This is a genomic window from Tsukamurella sp. II2bb, from assembly GCF_057815145.1.
Genome location: NZ_JBYPZI010000012.1, coordinates 23,327 through 49,206, shown reverse-complemented (window position 1 = coordinate 49,206; position 25,880 = coordinate 23,327). Strand labels below are relative to the sequence as shown.

Genomic DNA, 25,880 nt, shown 5'->3' with positions numbered 1-25,880 from the left:
GGACTCGTCTCACCCGTCACTCACGCCTGTCTGGTCTTCACGCTGATCCTACTTGCCCATCCGTGCACAACCGTGGCGGCACACGCGGGCGGGATCCGATGATACTTCGGGGACTTAAGGGGCCTTCGGCCCGTTCTCCGGGGTGAAACCGGCCTGTGTGTCCAGGTAACGCAGGATCACACCCTCGCGCAGCGCCCACGGGCAGATGTCGAGTTCATCCACCTTCATCGCCCGCATCGCGGCTTCCGCGACCAGCGCGCCGGCCACGATCTGCCCGGCCCGGTCGGAGCTGAGGCCCTCGAGTTCCTTGCGGTCCGCCACCGTCATCCGGCTGATGAAGGCGATCAACTGGCGCAGGCCGCTCGCCGTCAGCGTGCGCTTGACCCGCGGCCCGGCGGAGGTCGGCGCGGCGCCGGTCAGGCGGGCGAGCGTGCGCATGGTCTTCGACGTGCCCGCCACCATGTCGGGCGTGCCCGCCGCGGCGAGCCGCTCGGCCGCGGGCGAGATCTCCGCGTCGAGCCAGTCGCGCAGCATGCTCACCCGGCGGCGGCCGGGCGGGTCCTCCGGGAGCCACTCGCGGGTGATGCGGCCTGCGCCCAGTGGGAGCGACAGTGCGACATCGGGTTCCTCGTCGACGCCGTTGCTCATCTCCAGGGAGCCGCCGCCGATGTCGATGTTGAGGACGCGGCCGACGCTCCAGCCGTACCAGCGCCGCACGGCCAGCGCGGTCAGTCGCGACTCGTCGGCGCCGGAGAGCACCTCGACGTCGACGCCGGAGGCCTGCTTGACGTGGGCGAGCACGGAGTCGGTGTTGCTGGCGTCGCGCACGGCCGAGGTGGCGAAGGCCATCACCTCGGCGCAGCCGGAACTCTTGGCGATCGTGGTGAACTCCGCCACCGAGGAGACCAGAGCGTCCTCGCCCGCCCGGCTGAGCCGGCCGCTGGGCTCGATCTTCTCGGCCAGGCGCAGGGTGGCCTTGGTCGAACTCATCGGGGTCGGGCGTGCGCCCCAGTGGGCGTCGACCACGAGCAGATGCACCGTATTGGACCCGATGTCGAGGACTCCCAATCTCACGGCAACAATCTAGACCCGACTACCGTGGGCGCTGTGACCGACCTTCCCATGCCCGGCCTGCGGCGGCCCGTTCCGGAAGTACCCCTGGACTTCCCGCGCGAGTGGTTGGAGTTCCCCGATCCCACGGATCCGAGCCACCTGATCGCCGCTGACCTGACCTGGCTGCTCTCGCACTGGACGTGCATGTTCGGGACGGCGTCGTGTCACGGCATCGAGCCCGGCCGCGAGACCGACGGCTGCTGCAGCCACGGCGCCTTCCTCTCCGACAAGGACGATCGCAAGCGCCTGAAGAAGGCCGTCGCGAAACTCACGGACGCGGACTGGCAGTTCCGCGGCAAGGGGCTGGGAAAGAAGGGTTACCTCGAGGAGGACGACCTCGACGACGAGCCCGCCCTGCGGACCCGCAGGTACGACGGTGCCTGCATCTTCCTCAACCGCCCGGGGTTCCCCGGCGGCGAGGGCTGCGCCCTGCACGCCATGGCCCTGCGGACCGGCGTGGAACCGCTCACCGTCAAACCCGACGTCTGCTGGCAGCTGCCCGTCCGGCGCACCCAGGAGTGGGTCGAGCGGCCCGACGGGGAGCAGATCCTGCGCACCACGATCGGCGAGTACGACCGCCGCGGCTGGGGACCGGGAGGCCTGGACCTGCAGTGGTACTGCACGGGCTCGCCCGAGGCGCACGTCGGCGCGCAGCAGGTCTGGCAGAGCTACGCGCCGGAGCTGACGGAGCTCCTGGGCGAGGAGGCCTACGCCGTGCTGGCCCGCGAGTGCGCGGCGCGGCGCGACTCCCTGGTGGCCGTGCACCCCGCGACCGCCGCCGCGACCGAGCGGCAGAGCTTCGACATGAAGTACGTGGAGCTCTAACCGCGCCCGTCCAGGCCGTGCAGGTTCTTGGCCGTCGGGCTGGTCTCGACGGTGCCGGGGTCCGGGTAGGTGCCCAGCACCCGGTCGGAGGTGCCCGAGGTGGTGACCGAGAACCAGTAGTGCTCGTTCTTGAAGTGGTGCAGACGGTGACTGCGCCAGACGGCCTTGTAGGCGCGGCTGCGCGGCGGGTAGTCGGTGTGCACGAGGTAGTGGGTCCACTCGTAGCCGAGCAGGAAGGCCGCCTCGACCAGCATGAAGGTCAGGGTCGCGTGCAGCGGGGCACCGATCAGCGCGCCGACGCCGAGCGGCGCCGCGATGCCCAGGCCCGCGATCACCCACGGCAGCGCGCGGGTGGGGATGAAGACCAGGTCCACGTCACGGGGCGCGGCGTGGTGCCGGCGGTGGTCGCGCGCGAGCAGGGTGTCGAGCGTGACCGGCCCGACGGTGCGCGGCTTCCAGTGCAGCACGAAGACGTGGATCACCCACTCCAGGAACGGGAACAGCGCGGCGAAGACCAGCGGCGCCCACAGGTCGACGAGGCCTCCCCCGCCGGCGAGCACGCGCGCGGCGAGGGTGCCGACGAGGAAGGCCAGGATCATCCACGGCGTCGGGTGCCGGAGGAACTCCCGGCCCGCCGCCGCGAGGGTGACGCGGCGCCGGGCCGCGCGGTCGATGGTGGTCACGGCCGCTCCATCTGGTCGAGGAGTCCGCCGAGGACGCCGGTGGCGCCGCCGAGCACGGCCGTCGCGGCGGCGCGGGCGGCGGTGGCATCGCCGCCGAGCACGGCCGCGGTGAGCGCGCGGTAGCGGTCGGCGGGTTCGGCCGCGGCGACGGCGTCCGCGACGATGCCGAGCATCGGCTCGTAGACGCGCCGCATGCCGTTGAAGATCAGCGTCATCGCGATCGAATCGGCGCCCCGGACGAGGTGCTCCCAGTAGGCGAGGGCGGCGGCCTGCTGCTCCGCGCCCGATCCAGCGCCCTCGATCGCGGCGAGCGCCGCGGCGAGCGGGCCGGTGAGCGCCTCGGCCGAGCGCGCGGCCGCCTGCTCGGCGATCCACGGCCCGAGGTGTTCGCGCACCTCGAGCACGCTGCGCACCACGGACGGATCGATGACGGCACCGTCGGGCGCGGCGACGAGCAGGCGCGGCAGCAGGTCGAGCCCGCCCGTCCGGGTGATGTCGTTGACGATGGCACCGTCGCCCTGCCGGACCTCGACGTGGCCCGACGCGGCGAGCCGGGCGATCGCCTCCCGAATGACGGGCCGCGAGACGCCGAGCACCTCGGCGAGCCGGCGTTCGCTGGGGAGCCGCGAGCCCACCGGCGCGGCACCGCTGACCAGCTGATTCAGCAGCTGGTCGTGCACCTCGTCGGCGGCGGACCGCTTCGTCACCGGGTTCAGTTCCATGCCGGAACCGTAGCCGCATCAGGTCCGGTGGTCAAGTGGTCTTACCAGTAATGGGAGGCGCCGACGCGGAGCGCGGCGGGCGGAGTGAAGTCTTAGGGCTCGAGCTTGTAGCCCAGGCCGCGGACGGTGACCAGGTGCTTCGGATTGGCCGGGTCCGCCTCGATCTTGCCGCGCAGGCGCTTGACGTGGACGTCGAGGGTCTTGGTGTCGCCCACGTAGTCGGCGCCCCAGACGCGGTCGATGAGCTGCCCGCGGGTGAGCACCCGTCCGCTGTTGCGCAGCAGGTACTCGAGCAGGTCGAACTCCTTGAGCGGCAGGGTCACCGCCTCTCCCCCGACGGTGACCACGTGCCGCTCCACGTCCATCCGGACCGGACCGCCCTCGAGCACGCCGTCGTCGAGGCCGTCCGCGGCGGCGGTGTCGACACCGCGGCGGAGGACGGCGCGGATCCGGGCGATGAGCTCGCGCGCGGAGTAGGGCTTGGTGACGTAGTCGTCGGCGCCGAGCTCGAGCCCGACCACCTTGTCGATCTCGCTGTCGCGCGCGGTCACCATGATCACGGGCACGGACGAGCGGGCGCGCAGTTGCTTGCACACCTCGGTGCCGCTCATCCCGGGCAGCATCAGGTCGAGGAGGACGATGTCGGCGCCGGCGGATTCGAAGTGCCGCAGCGCCTCGGCCCCGTCGCCCACGACGGTGGTCTCGAAGCCCTCCTTGCGGAGCAGGAACGCGAGAGGGTCGGCCAGCGACTCCTCGTCCTCGACGATCAGTACGTGTGTCACCGCAGTACATCCTCACTGTGGTCATCGCGCTCTGCAGGTTCCGCGCCCGACTCGACCGGCGCCGGCAGTACCAGCGTGAAGGTCGATCCCATGCCCGGCTTGCTCCAGAGCCTAATGGTGCCGCCGTGGTTCGCGGCGACGTGTTTGACGATGGCGAGACCGAGTCCGGTGCCGCCTGTCATCCGGGACCGCGCCTTGTCGACGCGGAAGAAGCGCTCGAAGACGCGCTCCTGGTCTTCGGGGGCGATGCCGATGCCCCGGTCGGTGACCGCGATCTCGATCGACGCCACCCCGTCGATCACCCGCTTGCGGCGGCTGATCGAGACCTGGGTGTTCTGCGGCGAGTAGGCGATCGCGTTGGAGATGAGATTCGACAGCGCGGTGAGCAGCAGGGTGTCGTCGCCGCGGACCTCGAGGCCGGAGGGATCGTCGACGATGAGCGAAATGTTGTTCGCCTCGGCCGAGACCTGCGCCCGCGCAACCGCTTCGCCGACCACGTCGTCGACCTCGACGCTGCCGAGGTCGGGCAGCTTCTCGGCGCCCTGCAGGCGGGAGAGCGCGATCAGCTCGTTGACCATGTTGCCCATCCGGGTGGATTCGGAGAGCACGCGCGAGCCGAAGTGCCGCACCGCCTCCGGGTCGTCGTCGGATTCGAGCAGTGCCTCGGCGAGCAGGCCGATCGCGCCGACCGGGGTCTTGAGCTCGTGCGAGACGTTCGCCACGAAATCGCGGCGAGTCGCCTCCATCCGCTGGTTCTCCGTGTCGTCGTCCGCGTAGACCACCGCGTACTGCTCGTCGGGCTGCAGTCCCTCGATGAGGTCAACCCGGCAGCGCAGCGCGATGCTCGCCCGGTCGGAGCGGCGCGCCACGGTCAGTTCGACGGTGCTCGGCACGCCGGTCTCGAGGACACGGGAGGCGGCCCGCCAGACGCGGTCGTCGAGGAGCTGCTCGCGGACGAGGGAGAACTCCTCGGCGCGGGCGTTGCAGGCGATCACGTCGCGGAAGCGGTCGACGACCACCAGACCGGTGGGCGAGTCGCGGATCACCGCGCGCTGCAGTTCCGCCACCGTCATCCGCCGCGGACCGACGGGTGCGGCCGTCGCGACCCGTTGCTTCACGCGCCGGGCGAGCCAACCGATGAGGGCGCCCACCAGGGCGGACACCACACAGAGGGCCACAGTCACGCGGTCAGTGTACCCAGGTTCTCCGGTGGTACTTCACATTGAGAACGACCGGTGAACACCGGGTTACCGCTCGGCGGCGTCCTCGACAACGGCGGCGTACTCGGGGTGCTTCGCGACGTAGTTCGCGACGTAGGTGCATACCGCGCGGGCCTTCTTGCCGGTCTGCTGGACATCGTCGAGAGCGGCGCGCGTGAGCGCGGCGGCGTAGCCCTTACCGCCGTACTCCGCATCGACGACGGTGTGGGTGAGCACCCGGACGTCCACCTCGTCCACGTAGTCGAGGTAGCCGGCCTGATCTCCGTCGACGGTGAGCACGTAGCGCTCCTGTTCCGGGGAGTGGGTCACAGTCACGTCAGCCATGTGATCCAAACTATCGCCTGCGCGGCGCGGGTGCCTGAGGAGAAACTTAAGGGGCGGTACCGATTCGTATCGGTACCGCCCCGTCGAAAGATCGAGGACTACTTGGCGCCCTGGTTGGCGACCGCGGCGGCCCCCGCGGCGGCGGCCTCGGGGTCGAGGTAGGTGCCGCCCGGGTTGGCGACGGTGCCGTCCTCGTTGAAGGAGTAGGTCAGCGGGATGCCGGTGGGGATGTTGAGCGCCGCGATGTCGGCGTCGGAGATCCCGTCCAGGTGCTTGACCAGGGCGCGCAGCGAGTTGCCGTGCGCGGCCACGAGCACCGTCCTCCCCTGCGCGACCTGCGGCTCGATGACGGCCTGGTAGTAGGGGACGAAGCGCTTGACCACGTCGAGCAGACACTCGGTGAGCGGGACCTGCGGCAGCAGCGCGTAGCGCGGGTCGTCGGTCTGGCTGTACTCGTTCGCCGGGTCGATCGCGGGCGGCGGCGTGTCGTAGCTGCGGCGCCACAGCATGAACTGCTCGTCGCCGTACTTCTCCTTGGTCTCCGCCTTGTTCAGGCCCTGCAGCGCGCCGTAGTGCCGCTCGTTGAGGCGCCAGTCGCGGACCACGGGGATCCAGTGCCGGTCGGCGGCGTCCAGCGCGAGGTTCGCGGTGGTGATCGCGCGACGCAGCAACGAGGTGTAGACGACGTCCGGCAGCAGGCCCGCCTCCTTGAGCAGCTCGCCGCCGCGCTCCGCCTCCCCGCGGCCCTTCTCGGTGAGCGCCACGTCGACCCAGCCGGTGAACTGGTTGGACGCGTTCCACTCGCTCTCGCCGTGACGGAGCAGGATCAGTGTGCCGTAGGTCATGCCGGTGAGCTTAGTGGGCGAGCCCGGGGCGGCGCATGCCGCTCATCAAACCGCCCGGCCGATGTCCCGGCGGGTCAGAACCAGGGCTCCGTGCGGCCGAAGCCGCGGGCGCTGACCCGCTCGGCACGGACCTCCACGACCTCGAACTTGCCGTCGTCGATGAAGGGGCGCAGGGACAGCGCGTCCACCACCGAGAGCGCGGACGAGTCCGTGCGCACCCGCGCCGGCCCGCGGACGATGACACTCCACGCCTGGTCGCCGCTCATCTCGTCCACTTCGAAGAGCACCTCGCGCGCGACGACGGCGGACGCGAGCTTGCTCCCTGGGCCCGTCCGGAACAGGACGTCTCCGCTGTCGGTGAGCACGTAGTTCACGGGGAAGATCTCGGCCTCTCCCCCGAGGGCGATCACGATGCGTCCGACGTCCCTGCGCCGTAGCAGTTCGACCGCCTGCTCGCGGTCGAGGACGGTGGTTCCGGCGGTGAACTGCTCCATGGCGGACTCCTCGGGTCGGGGTGCAGGACGGTCCCGCAGTCCCACTCTCATCCCGACGCGACGGTGCCCACCAGGGACGATCGTCCCTGTACAGGTCCCGACCGGACCGGGAGGTCCCTACCGCCCGTCGCGCCAGCGCAGGAGGGCCTCGATGACGGTGTAGTCGAAGGCCGGTGCCGCGAGCTCGGCGGTGAACTCCGTGGCCCCCTCGGCGACCAGCTGGTCGGCGAAGGCGAGGGCACCGTCGACCCCGATTCCGCGCGGGATGGCGACGTTGTGCGCGATCTCCTTCGGATCCCGGCCGATCCGCTCGCACGCCCGCGCCAGCACGCCGGACTTGTGCCGGTAGGTCTCGAGGTCCACGAAGTAGTGCCATATCGAGGCGTACTGCGCGACCAGCGGCAGCGTCTTCTTCTCCCCGCCACCGCCGATGAGGATCGGGATGTCGCGCGTGGGGGCGGGATTGAGCTTGGCCCAGCGCTCCGTGATCCGCGGCAGTGCCGCGCCGAGGTCGTCGAGACGACTACCCGCGGTGCCGAAGTCGTAGCCGTACTCGTCGTAGTCGCGCTGGAACCAGCCGGAACCGATGCCCAGGATCAGGCGACCGTTGGAGATGTGGTCGACGGTGCGCGCCATATCGGCGAGCAGGTCGGGGTTGCGGTAGCTGTTGCAGGTGACCAGCGCACCGATCTCGATGCGGGAGGTCTGCTCGGCCCAGGCGGCGAGCATCGTCCAGCACTCGAGGTGGGTGCCGTCGGGATCGCCGGAGAGGGGGAAGAAGTGGTCCCAGTTGTAGACCACGTCGACACCGAGGTCTTCGAGCTTGGCGACCGCGTCGCGCAGCTGCTGGTACTCGGTGAAGTGCTGGGGCTGAAGCTGAACTCCGATGCGCATGGCGTCGACGCTACTCAGCACCTCGCTCGCGCGCTGGCCGAACCGGGGAGCCCGGCGACGACCAGGACGAACGCCGCCGCGACAGCCACGCCGACCGCGGCCGCGATCCCCGGCCAGCCGGCCGCGGCGAAGGCGAGCCCCGCCGCCGCACCCACGAGGGACGATCCGGCGTAATAGCAGAAGAGGTAGCCCGACGAGGCCTCGGCGCGGTGCTCGACGGCGAGCACGCCGACCCAGCCGCTGGCCACGCTGTGCGCCGCGAAGAAGCCGGCGGTGAAGACCACCATCCCGGCGAGCACGGCCACCGTCGAATCCGGCAGCGTGAGGACCAGGCCAGCGCCCATCGTGGCGATGGCGGCCAGGAGCACCCGGCGCCGCCCGATCCGGTCGGCCAGGCGGCCCGCTGCGCCGGACGAGACGGTGCCCGCGAGGTAGATGAGGAAGACGAGCCCCACCACGCCCGGGGCGAAGGCGAAGGGCTCGGCGAGCAGCCGGAATCCGAGGAAGTTGTAGACGCTGACGAAGCCGCCCATCAGGAGGAAGGCGAGTACGAAGAGCGTCGCGAGCGCGGGCCGGCGGAGGTGACCGAGCATGCCCCGCACCGTCGTCCCGACGGAGACCGGGGCGGGCTCGTGGAACCTGGAGGCGGGAAGGGTCCGGATCATCACCACCGTGAGCGCGGCCGCCGCGACCGCGAAGAGCTCCATGGCGCCGCGCCATGGCACCAGGTCCAGCCCGACTGCCGTCACGACGCGCCCGAGCAGACCGCCGATGGTGGTGCCCGCGACGTACCGCCCCATGGCCCCGCCCAGGTCGCGCCCGTCGACCTCCTCCGCGAGGTAGGCCATCGCCACCGCGGGGACTCCGGCCAGCGCGATCCCCTGCAGCGCACGGAGAACCAGCAGCATCGGCAGGGTCGGCGACAGCGGGATCAGCAGGCCCAGCAGGACCGCCGCGACGGCGGACACCGTCATCACGCGCGTGCGGCCGAAGCGCTCGGAGAGTGCGCTGACGGGGATGATCGCCAGCGCGAGAACACCCGTGGTGACCGAGACCGCGAGGGCCGAGACGGCCGGCGCGGCGCCGAAGACCCGGGTCAGCTCGGGGAGCACGGCCTGAGTCGAGTACATCGAGCCGAAGGTGGTCAGGCCCGCCACGAAGAGCGCCAGGGTGGTGCGACGGTACGCGGGAGTCCCGGCCCGAAGCGGTGCGTTCCCGATGCGGTCGACGGTGGCGGTCATGCCAGACGACCCTGCTCCCGATCCGCCGATGTGTGAAATGCATGGATCTTTCATGCCTGATAGAAAGTACGCATGACCGCAGGTGGTAGACCCACGCCGAGCACCTCGGACGACCTTGTGCGGTTCATCACACTGGCCGAGACGGCGCACATGACCGATGCGGCGGCCGCCCTGCGGATCACGCAGCCCACCCTCTCGCGGACGCTCGCACGACTGGAGGCAGGCATCGGGGCGCCGCTGTTCGACCGGCGGCACGGACGCCTCGTCCTCAACGCGAGCGGCGAGATCTACCTCGATCACGCCCGGCGCGCGCACGCGGAGCTGGAGGCCGCGCGGGCGCAGATCGCGGACCAGCGGAGCCCGTCCCAGGGCACGATCCGGCTGTCCTTCCTGCACTCCTTCGGCGTGGTCCTGGTCCCGCGACTCGTCTCGGGGTTCCGGCGGCGGGAGCCGCGCGTCGGCTTCGAGCTCTCGCAGTTCGCCGCCGGGACGGTGACCGAGCGCGTGCTCGCCGACGAGGCCGACCTCGCGATCGTCTCGCCCCGGCCGACCACCAGCGCGGTCGCCTTCGGGTTGCTCTCGGTGCAGCGCCTCGCGCTCGCGGTCCCCGCCGGGCACCCCCTCGCGGACCGGCCGTCGGTGCACCTCTCCGAGGCCGCCGACGCGGACTTCATCACGATGCACCCCGAGTTCGGCCTGCGGCGCATTCTCGAGGAGCGCTGCGCCGCCGCGGGTTTCCGACCTCGGATCGCCTTCGAGTCGTCCGAGGCGTTCACCGTCGCCGGTTTGGTCGCGGCCGGTCTCGGCGTGGCCCTGTTGCCGGTCGAAGAGGACCCGCTGTGGCCGCCCGGCCTGGTGCTCGTCCCCATGTCCGGTCCCGCGCCCACCCGCGAGGTCGGCCTGTTGTGGCGCACCGATACGGCGCTCCCCCGGGCCGTTCGCGCCTTCCGCGACTACGCGCTGGACCGGGCGGCACCTCCGACCTGAGCCGCTCGCCCGGGTTCGCCTCAGTCGCGCGACGCGACGCAGAAGATGCGGCGGAAGGGCAGCACCGTCCCGAAGTCCCGCGGCGGGTAGGCGGCGTTCAACGCCGCCTTGTACCGAGTGACGAAGGCATCGCGCTCGGCACCGTCGAGCTGCGCGAGAACCGGGCGCGCCCCGGTGCCGGAGATCCACTCGAAGACCGCGTCGGGGCCCTGCAGGACGTGCAGGTACGTGGTCTCCCAGACGTCCACGCTCCACCCCGGGCGCTGTAGGGCCGCGAGGTACTCGGCGGGGTCGCGAACGTCGACGCGGCGGAAGTCGGTGATCCCGAACGCCTTCGCCGTCTCGGCGAGGAGGGCGTGCGAGGGGGCGTCCTGGTTGCCCGGCACCTGGAAGGCGAAGGCGCGGGCGGCCCCGTCGGCGGCGGCGGGCAGCAGGTCGATGTGCCGATCGATCCACTGGTACATGGCGTTCGAGACGATGACGTCGGGTCGCTCGCCGGCCGGGCGCCACGCGGCGGCGTCCCCGGTCTCGAAGCTCGCGCGCGGGTCGCTGACATCGGCGCGGGCGCGCCGGATCATCTCCTCGCTGGAGTCGACGCCGCGGATCGTGGCCTCGGGCCAGCGGGCCCGCAGCGGCCCGACGTCGTTGCCCGGCCCGCACCCGAGGTCGACGACGGTGCGCGCGTCACCGGGAACCCGCGCGAGCAGGTCGAGAAAGGGACGCGTGCGCTCGTCGCCGTAGCGGAGGTACTGGGATGGATCCCACCGGTGCGCAGTCATACAATCATCCAATCAATTGAGGAGGTAGGCAATGACCGAGACGAACGCCCCGCACGTCTTGCGCATCGACCACGTGGATCTGGTCCGCAACGGTCGCGCCCTCCTCGACGACGTCTCCCTCACCGTACGCCGGGGCGAGCACTGGGTCCTGTTGGGTGCGAACGGGGCCGGCAAGTCGACGCTGCTCGGGCTGTGCGGCGCGGTCACCCACCCGACCCGCGGCACCGTCGAGGTGCTCGGTAACCGCCTCGGCCGAGTCGACATGCGCGAGCTGCGCACCCACATCGGGCACGTGAACCCGCGACACCGCCTGGACGCGCCGCTGACGGTGCGCGACGTGGTGCTGACCGGCCTGACCAACACACCGGAATTCCCGCCGCGCTGGTCCCCCCACCCCCGAGCAGCGGGAGCGCGCCGACGAACTCGTGGCCGCCCTCGGCATGGCGCGGCACGCGGAGTCCGTATGGCCGACGCTCTCGCAGGGCGAGCGCGGACGCGCCCTGATCGCCCGCGCGCTCATGGCCGCGCCGGCGCTGCTCCTCCTCGACGAACCGGCCACGGGCCTCGACCTCGCCGCCCGCGAGATCCTCCTGACCGCCGTCGACGGTGCCCGGCGCGCCCACCCCGAACTCGCCTCGATCCTGGTGACGCACCACCTCGAGGAGATCCCGACGACCACGACCCACGCCGTCCTGATCCGCGACGGCCGGATCACCGCGGCCGGCCCGGTCGACGAGGTGCTGACCACCGACACGATCAGCCACGCCTTCGACCACCCGATCACGATCTCCCGGCGGGACGGTCGTTGGACCGCACGGTCGCACTGACGTTTCATCGTCCGCTCCTCAGCATCTCTGTTCCTCAGAACGGTGGAGGTTTGAGCGGGGCGGTCTCGTCGTAGGTCTGGCCGGCGGCTTCGGCTGCGGCGCGTTCCTCCGCCCGCTGCCGTGCGTGGGCTTCGGCAGCTCGGCGTTCGCGGCGCTGCTGCCGCAGGAGCCGGTTCTTGGCGCGCAGGGCGCGGCGGGCTTTCGCTTTTCGTTTCGCCGCCGTCTGGAGTCCGTCGGGACTCTTCGGTGTGGTGGGTGTGGGGGCAGGGGCGTCCCAGATGATCTGTTTGAGACCGGGGAGGAGCTCACGGGCCATACCAGGTGGAACGGTGTAGACCCCGCCGGCGGGGTGGCGCCATTCGACGGTCCCGTCGGCCAGGACATCGGAGAGCCACCCGGTCTCGGTCTTGATGCGGTGATGAAACCCGCACAGCGGCACCAGATTTCCCGGCCCGGTGCTGCCGGCGACGGTGGTCGCCCCACCCACCGTGGGGTCGTCGCGGTCGTACTCGTCGACGTGATCGGCCTGGCACCGATCCGACGGCACACTGCAGCCGGGGAAGACGCAGGTGGGGTATGTCAGACGCATCACCAACAGCTGATACCAGGTCGGCCGATACCCACCCGCACCGCGGACATGGATCTCCCCGGTCGCGGGGTCCCGACGCCCGAGGACCCGCCACTGCGTCCGCGCGGCGGCGATCAACTCCCCCGCCTGCTCGACGGTGACGGGTCCCGTGATCCCCGACTCCCCGGTCAGGATCACCGCCCCCGAGCTACGGCCAGGTCGTCCAGGGGGCTCACCGCCCGCACGATCGGTGTCATCAGCATCATTCGCATCACACGGGTCGTCCGGGTCGGCGGCGCCAGCATCAGCGCCCGGAACGTCGGGAGCAGCGGCGCCGTCGTCATCGACGTCCGAGGCGTCGACGTCTGCGCTACTCGCAGCCGAGCCGGAAGCAGTGCCGCCGAGCGAACCGTCCACATCAGCGTCGCCAACGGCCACCTCATCGACTTCGTCCACGTCAGTAGAGGTGTCTGACGCGTCAGCGCAGTCGGCGGCATCGCCGGGGCTGTCGAATTCGAATGCGTTCTCGGTGAACAGGTTCGGATCCGGTGGGGCGGTGTCGGTCTCGGCCGTAGCGGTCGCGCCACCGGGGTGGATGTCGGCGAGGTCGGACTCGTTGAGCACGATCACCGCCAACGCCTGAATCTCCTGCGACACCGCGCCGCCCCTGGGCTTCGGCTCGCGCAGCTCGCAGGAGTCCTTCCCACACAGGCAGCCCAGACTCTCGTAGCCTTCGGCGAGTGCCACCAGGGCAGCGACCTGCCGCTGCCCCAGCGTCCGGCCATCATCCCGGCACACGGACCGCGCGACGGGGTTGATCTGCGCCGACAGGCGCAATGCCTGATCCTTCGGCATCACCGCCTCCAGATCGACGAGGCCGTCGGTGCGGGCGTGGAACTCCAGCCGTTCCCGCGGCGCCACCGGTGGGGTTTCCCGCGCCGCGGCGGGGTCGATGCGAGTCAGGATCGTTTTCGCGGCGTCGGCGACCGCGCCGACCGTCACGGATTGACCTGTCCGATTGGTGAGCCAGGCGGTGACCTGCTCATCGAATTCCCGAGCAAGATCCTCATCCAGCACCGCAGCAGAAGCCCGCAGCACTTCCCGGACCACCGGCAACCCCACCGCCCCGGTGGCGAACAGAGCGAACAGGCGTGGGCAGCGTTCCCGCAGATCCAACCCCCGATGCACCGCCGACCCCGCCGCCATCCGACCGACCCCGAGCACGGCACCGACCTCCGCGACCAACTCATCCCACTCATCGACGAACCGCCGCGAGGACTCCTCCCGCACCCGCCGCGCATCATCGCGGAGTTCATACAGCCGGGTCAGGACGGCGGAGCGTTCGGCTTCGAGGCGGTTCTGTTCGATGGTGAGCACCCGCAGGCGGGAGAGCGCACCCCCCACGGTCAGTTCGGACACCGCATCGTCGAACACCGCAGGCAGCGGGGTCACCACCCGCCGGCCCAGGGTGAAGGCGTCATCCGAACTGCTCATACCTTCGTATTCTACCGATATTATTCGAACGAGAATAGGTCTTGACAAGGTATTTCTCCGACGACATGTTCGATGTTCCGTAAAAACCTGTCAGTGGCTCGAGGTTGACTGTCCTCAGACCCGACGAGCCCGTCACCCGACCACGGACAACCACGATCACGGACGACAAGGAGCCCTCATGCCACTCATGGCGCCGCCCGCCGATTCCGAACGCGTAGGCCTACGCGGATTCCTCAGCCAGCAGCTCAATGGTCTGCGGCACACCGCCTTCGGCCTGACCGATGAGCAGATCCGCCTGTCCCCCACCCGTAGCGCACTCACCGTGGGCGGGCTGCTCAAGCACGTCACGCTCACGGTCGACGCCTGGTCGGCCCGCGCGCAGGCCGCGCCGGCACTGTTCGAGGATCCGCGCGTCGACGGCATGGCCGAGCGCGAGGACTTCCGGCTCACCGAAGGCGAGAGCCTCGCCTCGCTGCTCATCGCTTACGACGCCGCCGCCGCGCGCGCACTGGCCGTCGCAGATCAGGCGGACCTCGACGTCGTCGCGCCCGCGCGCCCGGCTCCGTGGTTTCCCGAGGGCTTCGCGGGGTGGACGGTGCGCTGGATCCTGCTGCACATCATCGAAGAGGTCGCCCGCCACGCCGGACACGCGGACATCCTGCGCGAGCAGATCGACGGTGCCACCGGGTACGAGCTCGTCGCCGCCGCGGAGGGCATGGGCGACCTGGGATTCGTCCGGCCGTGGACGCCGCCGCAGCCGGAGCGGACCCGATCTTCCCCGGGAGAACGTCCTTGACTTCGAGTGCGCTCGAAGGCCTAGCGTTGCCCACGTGGTCGCACACACCGAAGACGAACTCGCCGCCGCCGTCCGCACCCGCGGGCCGCTGCCGAACACCGCCGAGATCCTCGCCGGGCCGGCACAGCAGGGGCCGCTCACCGTCGCCGAACTGGCGGAGTTGGTCGGCGTCTCGGGGCACACGCTGCGGTACTACGAACGGATCGGGCTGGTCACCGTCGACCGCGACGGTGCCGGACACCGGCGCTACGGTCCGCAGGCGATCGCGCGCGTCATCTTCCTGACGCGGCTTCGCCTGTCGGGCATGCCGATCGCGGACATCACGGAGTACATCCAGCTCGTCGACGGTGGCCCGCCGACGGTGCCCGCCCGCCTCGCCCTGCTCCAGGCGCACCGTGCCCGCACCGCCGCGCACATCGAGGAACTCAAGTACTCGCTCGCAGTCATCGACTACAAGATCGCCACCTACGGCGGCGCGCTCGGCGACTGCGCCGACGAGCCGACCGACACCGTCGAACCCCATCACTCCCAGGAGGACTGACATGCTTCCCACCCGCACCCTCGGCGACCTGCAGGTCTCGACCCTCGGACTCGGCTGCATGGGCATGAGCCACGCCTACGGCACCGCCGACCCCGAGGAGGCCCGCGCCACCCTCGAGGCCGCCCTCGCCGCCGGCGTGACCTTCTTCGACACCGCCGACATGTACGGCAACGGCGCCAACGAGGAGTTCCTCGCGCCGTTCGTCGAGCAGCACCGCGACGAGATCGTGCTGGCCACCAAGTTCGGCTTCGTCAACGACGACAACGCCAAGCCCATCGGCCTCGACGGCCGCCCGGAGCGCGTGGCCGAGTGCGTCGACGGCTCTCTGCGCCGGCTCGGCGTCGACGTGATCGACCTCTACTACCTGCACCGCGTGGACCCGCAGGTCCCCGTCGAGGAGACCGTGGGCGCGATGGCCGAGCAGGTCTCGGCGGGGAAGGTCCGCGCATTGGGGCTGTCCGAGGCGAGCGCCGACGACATCCGCAAGGCCGCCGCCGTCCACCCGATCGCCGCCCTGCAGTCCGAGTACTCGATCTTCACCCGGGACGTCGAGAACGGTCCGCTGCAGGCCGCCCGCGAGGTGGGCGCGGGCCTGGTGCCGTTCAGTCCGCTCGGCCGGGGCCTGCTCACCGCGGACCGCGCGGAGGTGGTCAAGGCCCTGCAGGGTGACGACTTCCGGCACTCCATCCCCCGGTGGCAGGGCGAGAACCTCGAGGCGAACCTGCGGCTCGTCGACCGGATCGATGCCGTCGCCGCGGAGCTCACCGCGGCGGGCGCGGGGCACGACGGTGCACCGGTGACCGCAGCGCAGGTCGCGCTCGCCTGGGTGCTGGCGCAGGGCGAGGACGTCGTGCCGATCCCCGGCACCACCCGGCGCACGCACCTCGCCGACAACCTCGGCGCCGCAGCCGTGGAACTCACCGACGCCCAGCTCGACGAGCTCACCGCACTCTCCGCCGTCGGCGACCGCTACCCGCAGCGCACGCTCTTCCAGCGCCGCTGACCGGTTGACCCGGTGCCCTACGCAGGGTGCGGCACGTACGGTTGACTTAGTTGACTGCGCCACAGCAGCCGGCGCGAACGGCCTCGCCATCTTCGGCACCGCAGGCGCCGTCGACTGGCCCGCCGACAGCCGCCCGGCCCGAGGGGATCACCGTCGCGCGGCAACCGCGCACAGCGCGCATCGTCCGACCGCCACGTGGACCGTGAACGTGGATTCACGCCGTCCTGCCGCGCGGCGTACTCGTCCAGCGCGCGACGGCGGCCAGCACGGCGGAGACCACCAGCACACCGCCGGCGGTGAGGAAGGCCGCGTCGTAGCCGGCCGAGTCACTGCCGAGCATCGGCGCGACCACCAGCGGCCCCGCGATCTGCCCGATGCCGTACCCCGCGGTCAGCACCGCCGCGGACCGCGGGATCCCGATCCGCGCGCCGGCCTCCATCGACAGCATCACCGCGCCGATGAAGGTGCCGCCGAACAACACGGCCGAGACCGCCGCGGCGGCCGGTCCGCGCACCAGGGCGGGCAGCACCGCCGAGACCACCTGCAGCACCAGCGCGAGAACCAGCAGTGTCTCGGCGGAGCGATATCGGCGCAGCCGCGCCCAGATCAGCGGCGAGACGGCGGCGGCGAGGCCGACGATCACCCACGCCGCCGGGCCCTCCCACCGCGCACCGCCCACGGCGATCGCCGCGACCAGGAACGTGCCGAGCACGATGTAGCCGAGTCCTTCGAGGAAGTAGCTCAGGCACAGCGCCCAGGCGGCCATGCCGAGGCGGTGCGGAGCGGCGCCCTCGGATCGCGGGGCGGCATCGGCGGACCGCGGGGCGGCACCGTCGGGCTGTGAAACGGCGGCGGAACGACCGGGCGGAAGCCGCCACGCGAACAGCCCGAACAGCGCGGTGGCGAGCGCGGCCACCCACCACAGCACCCGCCAGCCCACCGCCTCGCCGAGCCCCGCGACGAGCACGCCCGAGACGGCGATGCCCACCCCGACGCCGCAGAAGGCGACGCCGGCCGCAGCGGTCCCCGCGACGGCGCCCGCGCCGTAGACGAAGACGACGGCGCTGGCCAGGCCGGCGATCAGCCGCACGCCGGACCACACCGGGACGTTCACGGCCAGCACCATCGCCACCTCGCTCGCGACGAGCGCGACCAGCGAGACCCGCAGCAGGCCACGGCTCCGCGCGAGCCGCGGCCAGACCGCCAGCGCCACCGCGCCGAGGAAGTAGCCGAGGTAGTTGAACGTGGCGACCACCGCGGTGGAACCGGGCGTGATCCCCGTCTGCTCCTGCATGAGCGGCAGGATCGGGGTGTAGGCGAACCGGCCCAGCCCCATCGCCGCCGCGAGGCCGGCGAGAGCGCCGAAGCCGAGCTGTCGCGTATTCACTACGCGATTCTAACGACCCCTAGAAGGGCTGGCTCTCCGGCTTGTTGGCCAGCACGTGCGCGTAGTAGTCCTTCAGCCGCAGCTTCGACGCGGCGGCCTCGTCGATGACGACGGTGACGTGCGGGTGGAACTGGAGCACGGACGCCGGGTTGATGGCGGCGACGGGGCCCTCGACGGTGGCGGCGATCGCCTCGGCCTTGCCCTCGCCGGTGGCGAGCAGCAGCAGGTGCCGGGCGTCCGAGATGGTGCCGAGCCCCTGGGTGAGCACGTGGATCGGCACCTCGTCGATCGAGGAGAAGAAGCGTGCGTTGTCCTCGCGGGTCTGCGTGGTCAGCGTCTTGATCCGGGTGCGCGAGGCGAGCGAGGAGACCGGCTCGTTGAAACCGATGTGACCGTCGGTGCCGATGCCCAGCAGCTGCACGTCGACGCCGCCCGCGGCCTTGATCGCGTCCTCGTAGCGCTGCGCCTCGGCGGCGATATCGGCGGCCGTGCCGTCCGGGCCCTCCACCTTGGCGTCCGGGATGTCGACGTGCGAGGTGAACTCCTTGCGGATCACCTCGCGATAGCTCTCGGGGTGCCCCTTCGGCAGCCCGACGTACTCGTCGAGGTTGAACGAGACGCAGTCGGCGAAGCTGAGCCCCTCGTCCCGGTGACGGCGGATGAGCTCCTGATAGGTGGCCAGCGGCGTGGAACCGGTGGCCAACCCGAGAACCGTGGGACCACGGCGAACATGGTCGGCCACGATGTCGGCGGCGGTGACGGCGACGTCGGCGGGGGTCGGGCGGATCACGATTTCCATGCGCCCATCCTAGAGCGCGACCGCGCGCCGTACCCGCAGATCAGCCAAACTGGTTATAACCAAATTCAGACGGGTCGAGCGCGACCCCGCAGAGCGCCGATCAGCAGCACCAGGCCGGGCCCGCCGGACAGTAGTGCGAAGCCGAAGGCGCCGAAGATGCCGCCGAGCAGGCGCGTCATATCAGGCCGCTTCCCGAGCACGACCTCCGTGTAGCCCGGCGTCGGCGGGCACGTCGCGGCGACCGCGCCGGAGCCCGTGTCGAAGACGCGCAGCACCATCCGGTTCTCCACCGTGACACCGCCGGGCACCTCCCGCAGCGGAACCGGCGCACCGCCGGGCCCGGTCAGCACGCACGACGGTGCCCCCGCCTTCGTCCGCGTAGCGGCCAGGACCGCGTACTCCTTACCGGCCGGCAGCTCGACGGCGTGCGACGCACCGTCGAGCGGGATCACGTGGGCGTCGAGCCGGAACTGCGGCAGCGTGAGCGTGAGGATCAGAAGGATCGGAACGACCAGGGCGGCGAGGAGCAGCCCCAGGCCCGCGCGGAGCTTGGTCACAGGGTCCACGACCCCAGGTTAGTGCACGTCACAGGCACCCCGGACAGCGTGATGCGCACCGCATCCGGTTGCTTGAGTTGTATAATGCAACTACGGTCGGGCGCATGACAGACATGCTCCGCAGGACCCGCACCGGGGCCCCGTCGGACGGCCTCCTGATCGCCGTCCTCTGCCTCGGCGGACTCCTCGCCTCCCTGATGCAATCGCTGGTGGTGCCGCTCGTCGGCCGGCTGCCGCACCTGCTCGACACGACCGCGGACAACGCCTCCTGGGTCATCACCTCGACGCTGCTCGCGTCCTCGGTGGCGATGCCCATCGCCGGCCGCCTCGGCGACATGTACGGCAAGCGCCTGATCCTGCTCACCAGCCTGCTCAGCCTCATCGCCGGCTCGCTGATCTGCGCGCTCTCGCACACGCTGCTGCTCACCGTGGTGGGCCGCTCGTTCCAGGGCTTCGCGATGGGCCTGGTGCCCGTGGGCATCTCGCTCATGCGCGACGAGCTGCACGCGCGGAAGATCCCCGGCGCGGTCGCGCTCATGTCGGCGATGCTCGGCGTGGGCGGCGCGATCGGCATCCCGTTCGGCGCGTACATCTCCGAGCACTTCGACTACCACACGCTGTTCTGGTTCTCGCTCGCGCTGGGCGTGCTCACCCTCGGCCTGGTCTACGTGGTGGTCCCCGAGTCGCCGAACCTCAGCCCCGGCAGGTTCGACGTGGTCGGCGCCGTCGGCCTCAGCGCGGGCCTGGTCGCCGTGCTGCTCTCGATCACCAAGGGACAGAGCTGGGGCTGGACCTCGGCGGCCACGATCGGCTGCGCCATCGGCGGCGCCGGCGTCCTCGTCCTGTGGGGATGGTGGGAGCTGCGCACCTCCGAATCCCTGGTGGACCTGCGGATCTCGGCGCGCCGCCCGATCCTGCTCACCAACCTCGCCTCGATCATGGTCGGCTTCGCGATGTTCTCGCTCATGCTGACGATGCCGCAGCTGCTGCAGATCCCCGAGGCCACCGGCTACGGCCTGGGCCTGACGATGCTGAACGCGGGCCTGTGGATGGTGCCCGGCGGCCTGGTGATGATGGCCCTGTCCCCCGTCTCCGCGGTGCTCACCAAGCGGATCGGCGCGCGCCGGACGCTCGCGATCGGCGCCGCGATGTCGGCCATCGGCTACTTCGCGCTGCTCGGCCTCACGGACGCGACATGGAAGATGTCGCTCGGCTCGATGATCGTCTTCGGCGGTGTGGGCGTGGCCTATTCGGCGATGCCGGCGCTGATCATGGGCAACGTGCCCGAGACCGAGTCGGCCGCGGCGAACGGCCTCAACTCGCTCATGCGCTCCATGGGCACCGCGATCGCCTCCGCCGTGATGGCGACGGTGCTCACCCGCACCACCATCACCCTGGGCGCCGGCACCCGACACGCCGTCGAGCTGCCCGCCGAGTCCGCGTTCACCTCGGGATTCGTGATCGCGGGCGTCGTCGCCGCGGTCGCCGCCGTGGTGGCGCTGACGATTCCCCGGGCGCGCGCCGAGAAGACCGAAACGGCTACTGCGGAAGGTCTTCCGGAAACTCCGGCAGTAGGTGCTCGAAGGGCTTGAGGTTCCACAGCGGTTCGCCGCGAGAGACGCGCCAGTCGAACTCACGGCGGATCGCGGTGGAGAAGCCCAGTTCCAGCAGGGTGTTGAAGTCCCCGTCCGCGGCCTCGAGCACCTGCCCCAGAACCCGGTCCAGCTCCTCCTCGGTCAGCTCGGCGAAGCGACCCGTGAGGTAGATGTCGCCCGCCTTGTCGAGGGTGTACGCCACCCCGTAGAGCCGCCGGTTGCGCTGCAGCAGATAGCGGTAGACGCCCTCGAAGTTCTCGTCGACGTGCCGGCAGACGAAGGCCTCGACCCGCGCGCCGTGCGTCCCCAGCGTCAGCAGCATCGTGGTCTTGAGCTTTTTCTCCCCCGGCAGCTCGATGACGAAGTGCGCCACGTCCTTGCCCGGTTCCTCCTTGCGCGTGAACTCGAGTTCCCGCTCGGCGAGGGCCGTTTCGATCTGCTCCGGTGTCATGGTCATATCCGCACTCCCGTCCGTCGCCGCCGGCGGCGCACCGTCTGCGCCGCGGCCTGTCGCGCCTCGATCGCCCGACCGTAGCTGCGCAGCAGCCCGTCCGCCGTGCGCGCCCACGAGAACCGTCGGGCGTGGTCCGCGGCACCGTCGGAGAGCCGTTGCCGCAGCGCGGGATCCGCGGTGAGTTCATCGAGCACCGCGGTCCAGACCTCCGGCTCGTGGCCGTCCACGAGGCGACCCGAGACACCGTCGGCGACGGCGACCGGGAGGCCACCGACCTTCGCGGCCACCACGGGGGTTCCGCAGGCCTGTGCCTCGACCGCGACGAGCCCGAAGGACTCGGAGTAGCTGGGCACGACGACCACGTCCGATGCCCGGTAGACCTCGGCGAGGCCCGCGGGCGGGCGGGGCGGGCCGAAGGTCACCGCGTCCTCGATGCCGAGCTCCCGCGCGAGCCCGATGAGCGCATCCGGTCGCTCCAGCCCCGTGCCCGACGGCCCGCCGATCACCAGGACACGGATCCGGCGCTCGGGGTGCGCGTGGATCAGCGGCGCGGCGGCGCGCAGGAGCAGATCGGGCGCCTTGTGCGGCTGGATGCGGCCGACGAAGGTGAGGACGATCTCGTCGGCGGCGATGCCGAGCGCGCGACGGGCGGCCGCACCGTCGCCGGGGGTGTAGGTGGCCAGGTCCGCTCCCGGGTAGACGACGTCGATGCGGTCGGACGGGACGTCGTGGATCCGCGCCAGCTGACCGGCCTCGACCTCGGTGTTGACGATCAGGCGGTCGGCCTCGTCGGAGACCTGCTGCTCGCCGATGATCCGGGCCTGCGGCTCCGCGGTGTCACCGATCGCGAGGGCGTTGTTCTTGACGGCCGCGAGGGTGTGCGCGGTGTGCACGAGCGGCACGCCCCAGCGGTCCCGCGCGAGCCAGCCGACCTGCCCGGAGAGCCAGTAGTGCGAGTGGATGAGGTCGAAGTAGCCGGGTTCCTCGCGCGCCTCGGCGCGCTGCACGCCGGCGGCGAAGGCGCACAGCTGCGCCGGCAGATCCGTCTTGTCGAGGCCCTCGAAGGGCCCGGCGACGATGTTGCGCACCCGGATTCCCGGCACCGCCTCCACGATCGGCTGGTCCGTCGACGCCGTTGCGCGGGTGAAGATCTCCACCTCGATCCCGCGCCGCGCCAGCTCCAGCGAGGTCTGCCAGATGTAGACGTTCATCCCGCCGGCATCGCCCGTACCCGGCTGGGCCAGCGGCGACGTGTGCACCGACAGCACCGCGATCCGGCGCGGCACGGGGGCCACGGAATTCCCAGTAGGCACGCCGTCCAGCTTAGCCCCGGCCGTTCATCACGCCAGTTCGAGGAGTTCGCGGGCGCTGCGGGCCGGGTCCACGACGAACGGGGCGTGCCCGCCGCCCTCCCACCAGGACAGGGTCGCGTTCGGCAGGATCCGGGCGTGGTGCTCCGCGGTCGACGGTGCCACCACCTCGTCGTCCCGCCCGTGCTGCACGAGCACGGGGAAGGTCCAGGAGGCGAGGTCGCGATCGTGGTCGACGGTGCGCCGGAACAGCCCGCCGCGCACGGCCGGGGGCGTGGCCAGGGCGATGCCGAACTGCTGCTGGGCGACGGGGCCCAGCGCGTCCTGGTCGAAGCCGCGCGGCAGCATCCGCAGCCTGCCGAGCGCGGTGATGGCCTTGCCGGGATGCGCGGACAGTGCGGCGGGCAGGGCGGCGTTCATCGATTCGCCGGTGACGCCGCCCGGGAACCTCCCCTCCTTCGTCCCGCCGATGGAGGTGATGGCGCCGACCAGGCCGACCGCCACCACGTTCTCGGTGCCGTACGTCGCGAGGTGATCGGCGATGACGAGGCCGCCGTAGGACCAGCCGACGGGGATGATCTCGCCCAGCCCGAGGTCGCGGCGCACGGCGGCCAGGTCATCGGCGAAGCCCTGGGAGGTGAAGGTGTCCGGGACGGAGCTGCGGCCGTGGCCGCGGTTGTCCACCGCCACCACGCGATGCCCGGCGGCCGTCAGCTCGCCGATGAACGGTGCGCCCCACGAGTCCGAGCTGGCCGACCAGCCGTGGACGAGGAGGAAGGCCGGTTTCGCCGGATCGGCGCCCTCCGCGTAATCGGCGTAGAAGATCTCCGTGCCGTCGGCGGAGACGGCGAAGCCACATGCTCGAGTCACGGATTCGACAGTATCCGCCGGCATCGGTCGCGCGGCGCGTGGTGGGCGATCCCGACCTGTGCCGCGACTGAGAGCGGGCCATGCGGCGGCGAAGCGACGGCAGGAAGCACCATCACGGTAAGCACCCCCCACATCACTGTTGACGTTTCAATCGCATTTCTCTGACAGTGCAGATTCTCACCACTGCGCGCGACTTGTTCACCGCAATCAGAAACAGAGGCCCGGCCGTTCCCGCCGAGCCGACGAGGCGTCCAGCGAATACATTTGCACCCCAATATGATTCGAGATGAACCGTCGCCCGAACGTTCGCCCGATCACAATCACACCAATTGCCGCGGCGCAACTTTTTCGCGGTATCACATGAGTGTGATATACGTCACTATAACCCCGGTTGTTCGCACAGCTCAAATTCAGTTAGCGTGGCGATCGACTTCAGAACCGTTAACAACATGAACCGAAGGAGGCGCGCTGACACAGAACAATCACCCTCGCGATCCCGGTATCCATCGCTCACAAGTGCCCATTGCTGACATGTCGCTTACAAATGTTCATCGCTGACAAGTACGGGTCGAGACTCGAGGCATCATCACTGCCACGTAGCGGTCCGTCCGTGAATCCGCGATGTCGATTCGAGGCCCCAGCCATGCCTGAAGACACCCTCTCGCAGATCGACCGCGAGATGATCCCCACCTTGGCGTCGCTTGCGAAGCGATTCCTCGGAACCAGTCCGCCAGGGTCGATCATGTCGATCGGCGACTACCTCCTGCTCGAGGCGAGCAGGACCGCGGGAACCGCTGTCGTGCTCTCCGACCTGGCGACCGCCCTGGCGAAGTCACCGGCCACCGTTTCCCGGTCCATTCGGCCGCTCGAAGTACGGGGGTGGCTCGCCCGGAACGAACGCCGGATAGGTTCGCGCAAGTTCGTCCTGGTCCACCCCACCCGGGAGGGCGTGCATGCCGCGGACCACGAATACACCGTGCGCGCTCGAGCATTGATCGCCGCGACCTCGGAGCTGAGTGGGCCGCAGTTGCACGCCCTCCTCAGTTCTCTCCAAAAGCTCCGCTGAACACGTTCCGCCGAGCACGTTTCGACCCCCGCCTTCGCGCGGCGGCAATTCGGCCGCCGCGTGGTTCCCCCATCCCCATCGAAAGGGCTCAACTCCCATGAAGTTCCCGAAGCTCGCACCGTCGGCCGCACTGGTGAGCATCGTCGCCCTCGGCGCCGTCGCCCTCGGCGGCGGCCAGGCCGCGGCGCAGATCACGCCCCAGAACCCGTCGGGTCCCGTCAAGGGCGCGACGCAGACGCTGACCAGCCCCGAGGGGCTCCGCGTGCAGGTCTCGCTCGCCGATCTGAAGGCGCGGATCTTCCCGCCGCTCGCGGGCGACAACAAGTCTCGCCTGGCGTACGTCGACGGGAACGCGACCGCGAACATCCTCGCGACCGGCGGCAACCCCCTCGAGAACGCGTCGATCGAGGTCGGCTACCTGGTGGCCTGCGGTGTTCACGACGGCGGCTTCGAGTCCTGGATCGGCACCAACCAGTCCGTCGGGACCACCGTAGGCGGTGGCATCGCGGGAGCAGGTGCACTCGGTGGCCCGATCCCCGCCGGCGCGCTCGGCGCGGGTGGCTTCGGCGCCGTGAACGGCCAGCTCGGCACGAGCCAGAACCAGGTCATCAAGACCGCCCCCGGCACCGTCACCCTGGTCTCCCAGGACGTCAAGACGATCAAGGACCCGAAGGCCGAGTCCTTCGGCATCCGGTTCAAGGAGAAGCGGATCAGCGTCTCCGGCTGCATCGGCAGCGTGGACGCCGTCGCATACGCCACCGTCAAGGTGTCGAGCCGGTCGTACGACGACGCCAAGACCGCCTACAGCGAGATCATCCGTCTCGCGTAGGACCGGAGCCCGTTCGGAGGCGGTCCCTCTTTCACCCCGCCTCCGAACGGTCCCCAATGGAGTTCCCATGGATCACGACAGCCCCTTCCGCATCGGCGAGCGGGTGCGGATCACGCTGGGCACCGACTACACCTTCGGCGCCGTTCTCCGAGACGACGGGTTCGACTACCTCCCCGTCCTCTTCGACGACGGCGCGGCCGAGTTCGTCGCGCGGAACCGGATCCGCCGCCTCCACACCTTCTGAACCGACCCGAAAATCGACCTGAAACGACCGACCCGCCGGCCGCGTTCCCGCCGCCGGCCCGTCCCCTCGAAAGGACGTCCCGTGTACGACGACGGCCGATGGAGCGTCTGGTTCCCCGGCGCCCTGGAGGTCACCGCCGCCGGCGTCCGGGACTTCGCCCGCGCCGTGCGATGCTGGCACGTGCCCCACGAGTCTCCGCTGATCCTGCCGGCACCGTCGACCGCCGCACCGGCGACGATCGGCGCCTCGGCGCTCCTCAGCGCGGCCGCGGTCGTGGTCTCGAAGAAGATCTCGGGCCGGAACCTGGCCCGCGTGCTGCACGTCGGGCAGAGCTTCTCCTACCTCCGCCATCCCCGCATCGGCGATGTCCTCGACGTCGGCGCCACGCTGGCGAGCAGCTCCTCGCGCGGCACCGTCGAGTTCCTCACGATCTCCTCGGTCCTCGCCACCGGCGGCGAGGACTGGGTGCGCAGTTCCACCACCGTCGCCTACGACTCCGCCGAGATCGACTCCTCCGGCCCCGGCGGCTACGAGGACTGCGCCGAGTGCGTGATGCTCACCGGCAGCGGACCCCGGGAGTCCGCGGTGCGCCCCGAGCCCTCGGAATTAATCGGACCATAGTCCGGTTGAT

General features: G+C 70.7%; 28 protein-coding genes and 1 pseudogene. 11 read left to right on the top strand and 18 right to left on the bottom strand.

Features of this window, described 5'->3' with window-relative positions; genetic code table 11:
* Positions 1-114: 114 nt before the first annotated feature.
* On the bottom strand, positions 115-1,074 hold the full coding sequence (locus tag AC21LY_RS21885) for a Ppx/GppA family phosphatase (RefSeq protein ID WP_489048685.1): 960 nt from the start codon (positions 1,072-1,074) through the stop codon (positions 115-117).
* 48 nt (positions 1,075-1,122) lie between these two features.
* Between AC21LY_RS21885 and AC21LY_RS21880 the strand changes: the two genes are divergently transcribed.
* The gene (locus tag AC21LY_RS21880) at positions 1,123-1,938 is read left to right on the top strand and encodes a DUF3109 family protein (RefSeq protein WP_489048775.1); all 816 of its coding nucleotides are present in this window, start codon (positions 1,123-1,125) and stop codon (positions 1,936-1,938) included.
* Here AC21LY_RS21880 and AC21LY_RS21875 read toward each other — a convergent pair.
* From AC21LY_RS21875 to AC21LY_RS21835, 9 genes are all read right to left on the bottom strand, one after another.
* On the bottom strand, positions 1,935-2,612 hold the full coding sequence (locus tag AC21LY_RS21875; RefSeq protein ID WP_489048774.1) for a sterol desaturase family protein: 678 nt from the start codon (positions 2,610-2,612) through the stop codon (positions 1,935-1,937). The genes AC21LY_RS21880 and AC21LY_RS21875 overlap by 4 nt on opposite strands.
* Positions 2,613-2,617: 5 nt before the next feature.
* Entirely contained in the window at positions 2,618-3,343 is a 726-nt protein-coding gene (locus tag AC21LY_RS21870; protein ID WP_489048684.1) for a FadR/GntR family transcriptional regulator, read from the bottom strand.
* Positions 3,344-3,435: 92 nt separating this feature from the next.
* Complete coding sequence (locus tag AC21LY_RS21865; RefSeq protein WP_489048683.1) at positions 3,436-4,125, bottom strand: response regulator; 690 nt, start codon at positions 4,123-4,125, stop codon at positions 3,436-3,438.
* Entirely contained in the window at positions 4,122-5,309 is a 1,188-nt protein-coding gene (locus AC21LY_RS21860) for a sensor histidine kinase (RefSeq protein ID WP_489048682.1), read from the bottom strand. Before AC21LY_RS21860 ends, AC21LY_RS21865 begins: the two co-directional genes overlap by 4 nt.
* A gap of 63 nt (positions 5,310-5,372) precedes the next feature.
* Positions 5,373-5,669, bottom strand: a complete 297-nt coding sequence (locus AC21LY_RS21855) for a GNAT family N-acetyltransferase (protein WP_489048681.1) — start codon at positions 5,667-5,669, stop codon at positions 5,373-5,375.
* Between the two features lie 98 nt (positions 5,670-5,767).
* Entirely contained in the window at positions 5,768-6,514 is a 747-nt protein-coding gene (locus AC21LY_RS21850; RefSeq protein WP_489048680.1) for a phosphoglyceromutase, read from the bottom strand.
* A gap of 74 nt (positions 6,515-6,588) precedes the next feature.
* Positions 6,589-7,008: a pyridoxamine 5'-phosphate oxidase family protein gene (locus AC21LY_RS21845; RefSeq protein WP_489048679.1), complete on the bottom strand. Its 420-nt coding sequence runs from the start codon at positions 7,006-7,008 to the stop codon at positions 6,589-6,591.
* Between the two features lie 117 nt (positions 7,009-7,125).
* Complete coding sequence (locus tag AC21LY_RS21840) at positions 7,126-7,902, bottom strand: LLM class F420-dependent oxidoreductase (RefSeq protein WP_489048678.1); 777 nt, start codon at positions 7,900-7,902, stop codon at positions 7,126-7,128.
* A gap of 14 nt (positions 7,903-7,916) precedes the next feature.
* On the bottom strand, positions 7,917-9,143 hold the full coding sequence (locus tag AC21LY_RS21835) for an MFS transporter (protein WP_489048677.1): 1,227 nt from the start codon (positions 9,141-9,143) through the stop codon (positions 7,917-7,919).
* Positions 9,144-9,215: 72 nt separating this feature from the next.
* Between AC21LY_RS21835 and AC21LY_RS21830 the strand changes: the two genes are divergently transcribed.
* Positions 9,216-10,130 (top strand): LysR family transcriptional regulator, encoded by a 915-nt coding sequence (locus AC21LY_RS21830; RefSeq protein ID WP_489048676.1) that lies wholly within the window; start codon positions 9,216-9,218, stop codon positions 10,128-10,130.
* Between the two features lie 20 nt (positions 10,131-10,150).
* Here AC21LY_RS21830 and AC21LY_RS21825 read toward each other — a convergent pair whose 3' ends face one another.
* Entirely contained in the window at positions 10,151-10,909 is a 759-nt protein-coding gene (locus AC21LY_RS21825) for a methyltransferase domain-containing protein (protein ID WP_489048675.1), read from the bottom strand.
* Between the two features lie 31 nt (positions 10,910-10,940).
* On the opposite strand from AC21LY_RS21825, the pseudogene AC21LY_RS21820 reads away from it, so the two are divergent.
* Positions 10,941-11,736 (top strand): annotated as a pseudogene (locus AC21LY_RS21820) (ABC transporter ATP-binding protein).
* A gap of 34 nt (positions 11,737-11,770) precedes the next feature.
* Here the strand turns inward: AC21LY_RS21820 and AC21LY_RS21815 are convergent.
* Positions 11,771-13,759 carry an HNH endonuclease signature motif containing protein gene (locus AC21LY_RS21815; protein WP_489048674.1) on the bottom strand — a complete coding sequence of 663 codons (1,989 nt, stop codon included), beginning with the start codon at positions 13,757-13,759 and terminating at the stop codon, positions 11,771-11,773.
* A gap of 217 nt (positions 13,760-13,976) precedes the next feature.
* On the opposite strand from AC21LY_RS21815, the gene AC21LY_RS21810 reads away from it, so the two are divergent.
* From AC21LY_RS21810 to AC21LY_RS21800, 3 genes are read left to right on the top strand one after another with little or no spacing between them, the layout of a single operon-like run.
* Positions 13,977-14,594: a DinB family protein gene (locus AC21LY_RS21810; RefSeq protein WP_489048673.1), complete on the top strand. Its 618-nt coding sequence runs from the start codon at positions 13,977-13,979 to the stop codon at positions 14,592-14,594.
* 34 nt (positions 14,595-14,628) lie between these two features.
* Positions 14,629-15,135 (top strand): MerR family transcriptional regulator, encoded by a 507-nt coding sequence (locus AC21LY_RS21805; RefSeq protein WP_489048672.1) that lies wholly within the window; start codon positions 14,629-14,631, stop codon positions 15,133-15,135.
* Between the two features lies 1 nt (position 15,136).
* The gene (locus AC21LY_RS21800; protein WP_489048671.1) at positions 15,137-16,138 is read left to right on the top strand and encodes an aldo/keto reductase; all 1,002 of its coding nucleotides are present in this window, start codon (positions 15,137-15,139) and stop codon (positions 16,136-16,138) included.
* A gap of 214 nt (positions 16,139-16,352) precedes the next feature.
* On the opposite strand, the gene AC21LY_RS21795 is transcribed toward AC21LY_RS21800, so the two are convergent.
* From AC21LY_RS21795 to AC21LY_RS21785, 3 genes are all read right to left on the bottom strand, one after another.
* On the bottom strand, positions 16,353-17,525 hold the full coding sequence (locus tag AC21LY_RS21795) for a YbfB/YjiJ family MFS transporter (protein ID WP_489048670.1): 1,173 nt from the start codon (positions 17,523-17,525) through the stop codon (positions 16,353-16,355).
* A gap of 19 nt (positions 17,526-17,544) precedes the next feature.
* Positions 17,545-18,324 carry a glucosamine-6-phosphate deaminase gene (gene nagB, locus AC21LY_RS21790; protein ID WP_489048669.1) on the bottom strand — a complete coding sequence of 260 codons (780 nt, stop codon included), beginning with the start codon at positions 18,322-18,324 and terminating at the stop codon, positions 17,545-17,547.
* Between the two features lie 65 nt (positions 18,325-18,389).
* Positions 18,390-18,890 carry a hypothetical protein gene (locus AC21LY_RS21785; protein WP_489048668.1) on the bottom strand — a complete coding sequence of 167 codons (501 nt, stop codon included), beginning with the start codon at positions 18,888-18,890 and terminating at the stop codon, positions 18,390-18,392.
* Between the two features lie 95 nt (positions 18,891-18,985).
* Between AC21LY_RS21785 and AC21LY_RS21780 the strand changes: the two genes are divergently transcribed.
* Complete coding sequence (locus AC21LY_RS21780) at positions 18,986-20,473, top strand: MFS transporter (RefSeq protein WP_489048667.1); 1,488 nt, start codon at positions 18,986-18,988, stop codon at positions 20,471-20,473.
* Here the strand turns inward: AC21LY_RS21780 and AC21LY_RS21775 are convergent.
* Genes AC21LY_RS21775 through AC21LY_RS21765 form a run of 3 tightly spaced genes read right to left on the bottom strand, consistent with a single transcriptional unit; the run spans position 20,421 to position 23,110 of the window.
* Positions 20,421-20,927 carry a type III secretion system chaperone family protein gene (locus AC21LY_RS21775; protein ID WP_489048666.1) on the bottom strand — a complete coding sequence of 169 codons (507 nt, stop codon included), beginning with the start codon at positions 20,925-20,927 and terminating at the stop codon, positions 20,421-20,423. The two genes, AC21LY_RS21780 and AC21LY_RS21775, sit on opposite strands and share 53 nt — an antisense overlap.
* Positions 20,928-20,929: 2 nt before the next feature.
* Positions 20,930-22,243 carry a D-inositol-3-phosphate glycosyltransferase gene (gene mshA / locus AC21LY_RS21770; RefSeq protein WP_489048665.1) on the bottom strand — a complete coding sequence of 438 codons (1,314 nt, stop codon included), beginning with the start codon at positions 22,241-22,243 and terminating at the stop codon, positions 20,930-20,932.
* Positions 22,244-22,270: 27 nt separating this feature from the next.
* Positions 22,271-23,110 (bottom strand): alpha/beta fold hydrolase, encoded by an 840-nt coding sequence (locus tag AC21LY_RS21765; RefSeq protein ID WP_489048664.1) that lies wholly within the window; start codon positions 23,108-23,110, stop codon positions 22,271-22,273.
* Between the two features lie 643 nt (positions 23,111-23,753).
* Between AC21LY_RS21765 and AC21LY_RS21760 the strand changes: the two genes are divergently transcribed.
* The 4 genes from AC21LY_RS21760 (at position 23,754) to AC21LY_RS21745 (ending at position 25,870) form a co-directional block, all read left to right on the top strand.
* A complete protein-coding gene (locus AC21LY_RS21760) occupies positions 23,754-24,176 on the top strand; it encodes a hypothetical protein (protein ID WP_489048663.1) in 423 nt (140 codons plus the stop codon).
* Positions 24,177-24,273: 97 nt separating this feature from the next.
* The gene (locus tag AC21LY_RS21755; protein WP_489048662.1) at positions 24,274-25,005 is read left to right on the top strand and encodes an MspA family porin; all 732 of its coding nucleotides are present in this window, start codon (positions 24,274-24,276) and stop codon (positions 25,003-25,005) included.
* A gap of 67 nt (positions 25,006-25,072) precedes the next feature.
* Entirely contained in the window at positions 25,073-25,249 is a 177-nt protein-coding gene (locus AC21LY_RS21750) for a hypothetical protein (RefSeq protein WP_489048661.1), read from the top strand.
* A gap of 81 nt (positions 25,250-25,330) precedes the next feature.
* Entirely contained in the window at positions 25,331-25,870 is a 540-nt protein-coding gene (locus tag AC21LY_RS21745; RefSeq protein WP_489048660.1) for an FAS1-like dehydratase domain-containing protein, read from the top strand.
* Positions 25,871-25,880 lie beyond the last annotated feature (10 nt).